This window comes from bacterium, assembly GCA_027622355.1.
Taxonomy (GTDB): Bacteria; UBA8248; UBA8248; order UBA8248; family UBA8248; genus JAQBZT01.
In genome coordinates this window covers 1-3,210 of record JAQBZT010000308.1, presented here as the reverse complement: position 1 = coordinate 3,210, position 3,210 = coordinate 1, and the positions used below count along the sequence as shown (strand labels likewise).

The window sequence follows — 3,210 nt, the reverse complement described above, 5'->3', positions numbered from 1 at the left end:
GAAAACGGCCGCCTCAAACTCCGGGAACACCTCTCCTTTCTTCAAATACCCCAAATCACCGCCCTGCTGGGCGGCCGGCCCCTCGGAGAGGCTCTTGGCCAGCTTCGCGAAATCCGCGCCCACCCGGCTGACTTCCGTGTACGCATCATCCGCTTTTTTCTTCTTCTCCAACTTTCGAGCCTCGGTATCTTCCTGTCCGATGGGGAAAAATATCTGCCGGACCTTGCGCGAGGCGCCTTTCTGAAATTCGGTGATATTGGAATCGTAGTAGGATTTCACCTCGGACTCGTTCACCGAAATCCGGGCGTCCACCTCCAGGCCCACAATCTGCCGGACCAGCAGCCGCTGCCGCATCCGATCGCGGAAGGTTTCAAAGGAAATTCCCTGCAACTGGAGATACCGCCCGAAACTTTCTTTCGTCAGATTGTTCCGTGCGATGATGGTGTCGATGGCTTTTTCCAAATCCTTGTCATCGACCTTGGCATCGAGTTCCTTTGCGCGCTGCACGATGAGTTTCTGTTCAATCAGCTGATCCAGCGCAAGAAGCTCCAGCTCGCGCCGGCGGCGTTCCGCATCTTTTTCCTTCAGGGATCTTAAAAACTTGTTCCCTTCCTTCTTTACCAGGTCCTGCAGTTCGCTCAGGGTAATAATGTCCTGATTGATCTTGGCGATAATCCGCTCGACAGTCACCATCTGGCCGGCGGCTGGCCCGGAGAAGAGAAGGCAGAAAACGATGACGAATAAGATTCCGTTAATCCGGAAGGACATGTCTCAAATTGCTCCAGTGATATTTGATGTGGGATTTTGACTTCAACCTGGAAATCCAGTCCTTCAACCGAAGCCGCCCCTTGGCCGTAAGAATTTCCGTTCGAATCTGCTCCTGGACGGTGGATAAAGGCAACACGCCGGCCATCCGGCGCTCGGTAACTTGAAATATATGATATCCCGCGGATGTCTGCACGGGGCGGCTTACTTCGTTTCCCTGGAGGGCACCAATCACTTTTTCGATGCTCTCCGGGAGCTGGCCCAGAGAGAAAACACCAATATCCCCGCCCCGATTCCGCTCGGGCCCGGCGGAATGCTCCTCGGCCAACTGGGCAAAGGAGGCGCCGCCCTGGACGAGTTTCCGGAGCCGAAGGGCTTTTTCCTCGGCGTCCACGACAATCTGGCGGACCCGCCACCGCCTTCCCCGCTCAAAGTTTTTCCGGTTTTTCTCGTAGTCGGCCTGAACCTCCGCATCGCTCACCGTCAACTTCGAATAGACCTCCCGGCTCAGAAGATGCTCGAATTCCAGCGCTTCGCGGACCGCCTGAATCCACTTTTTCTTTTCGATTCCCTCTTCCTTCAGCATGGCGTCCAACTCGCCGGGCCTGAATTGCTGGGCGATCACCACCATGTGGGTCTCCACCTCTTGCTCGTCCACCGGCTGGCTGCTCTCCCGAAACCGCTGCAGGACGATGCGCTGATCGACCAGCTGCTCGACCACAGCACGAAGGACGCCTTCCCCTTCTTGCTTTGTGAGCGTCGGTTTCCCCTGAACGAGCAGCGCCACGAAAACATCATCTGCGGTGATGCTCTCCCCGTTCACATCCGCGACAACAACCTTCTCCTTCTTCTTGGCGCTCTCGGGCGCATCGCCGCAGCCTCCCACCAAGATCACAGATGCGGCCGCGAGGCCGGCGGCCCATCGCCTGCACCACTCAGTCCACACCGTCCGCTCCCTTCCCAGGCGATGAAACGGCCGCCACATTTTCACCCGTATCTGCGCCGTCCGCCACTTCCTCATCCTCTTCCCGCCGGCATGCCGCAAAGGCATCGAGGAGCCCGACCAGCCGGCCGAAATCCTCGGTCCAGTCCCCTGTCAGCAAACAGCGGAAGGTGTGGGAGCCGACAAACTGCATGCCGGGTATTTCGAGGAAGGACGCCGATAGCGCATAATCGCCCGGGAAAGCCTCGAAAAGCGCTTCTTTCCCGCGGACTTGCAGGAGTTTGAGCCCGCAACTGCGGCACCGGATGCGGAGCTCGGCCAGCTGCAGAAGCCGGCGGGCGCGGGGAGGAAGCGGACCGAAACGATCGGCCAGCTCCTGCTCCATTTCGGCCAGGCTTTCGGGAGATTCGGTCGCGGCAATGCGCCGGTAGGCCTCAAGGCGGTCCGCCTGCCCGGCCATCCAGTCCATCGGAAGCGAACCCGCCACCGGCAGGACCAGCTCGGGCTCCCGCAGCTCGGCCGATCCCCCCTTGGCCTCCTGGATCACCTGTTCGAGCAACTGGCAGTACATCTCGAAGCCCACGGACGCAATCTGCCCCGACTGGCGGTGTCCCAGCAGATTCCCGGCCCCGCGAATTTCCAGATCCCGCGCCGCCAGCCGGAAGCCGGCCCCCAACTCGCTCAACTCCTCGAGCGCCCTGAGACGCTCACGCGCCTCGCGGGTCAGCCCCTCCGCCCCCGGCACGAGAAGATAGGCATGGGCCTGGAACCGATCGCGGCCCACCCTTCCCCGCAGCTGATAAAGCTGGGCCATGCCGAAATAATCCGCACGGTTGATGAGAATGGTATTCACCGAGGGAATGTCGAGGCCGCTTTCGATGATCGTCGTGCAAAGGAGAACATCCGCCTTCCGGGAGACGAAATGCTCCATCGTCTCCTCGAGCTTTCGCTCGGGCATCTGGCCGTGGGCCATGAGAACGCGCGCCTCGGGCACGACCCTTTCCAGATACCGCTGCATCGCCGGAAGGCTTTTCACCCGGTTGTGGACAAAGAAAACCTGCCCACCCCGGTCGATTTCCCGGCGGATGGCATCGCCGACCACCCGCTCGCTGAAGCGGGCGATATAGGTCCGGGGCGCAAGGCGTTGGCGCGGCGGGGTCTCGATAACACTCATGTCGCGGGTTCCCGAGAGGGCCAGCTGCAGGGTACGGGGAATCGGCGTGGCCGTCATCGTCAGGATATCAACGTTCACCCGCAGTTTCTTGAGCTTCTCCTTGTGGGCGACGCCGAAGCGATGCTCCTCGTCAATGACGAGCAGACCCAGATCCTTGAACGCCACATCCTTTTGCAGCAGCCGGTGAGTGCCGATGACGATGTCCACTTCACCCGAGGCGAGGCCGGCCACCACCTCGTTCTGCTCCTTCCGGCTCCGGAAGCGGGATAACATCTCCACACACACCGGGAGCGGCTCAAACCGCCTCAGGAAGGTTTCCCAGTGCTGG

General features: G+C 60.4%; 3 protein-coding genes. All 3 read right to left on the bottom strand.

Going from position 1 to position 3,210, the window contains the following annotated elements; genetic code table 11:
• The coding region (locus O2807_13935) for a SurA N-terminal domain-containing protein (GenBank protein MDA1001601.1) at nt 1–768 on the bottom strand (768 nt) is incomplete at its 3' end.
• Nucleotides 752–1,711, bottom strand: coding sequence for a peptidyl-prolyl cis-trans isomerase (locus O2807_13930; GenBank protein MDA1001600.1), 960 nt, complete (start codon nt 1,709–1,711; stop codon nt 752–754). The genes O2807_13930 and O2807_13935, both read right to left, overlap by 17 nt.
• The coding region (locus O2807_13925; protein MDA1001599.1) for a helicase-related protein at nt 1,701–3,210 on the bottom strand (1,510 nt) is incomplete at its 5' end. The genes O2807_13925 and O2807_13930, both read right to left, overlap by 11 nt.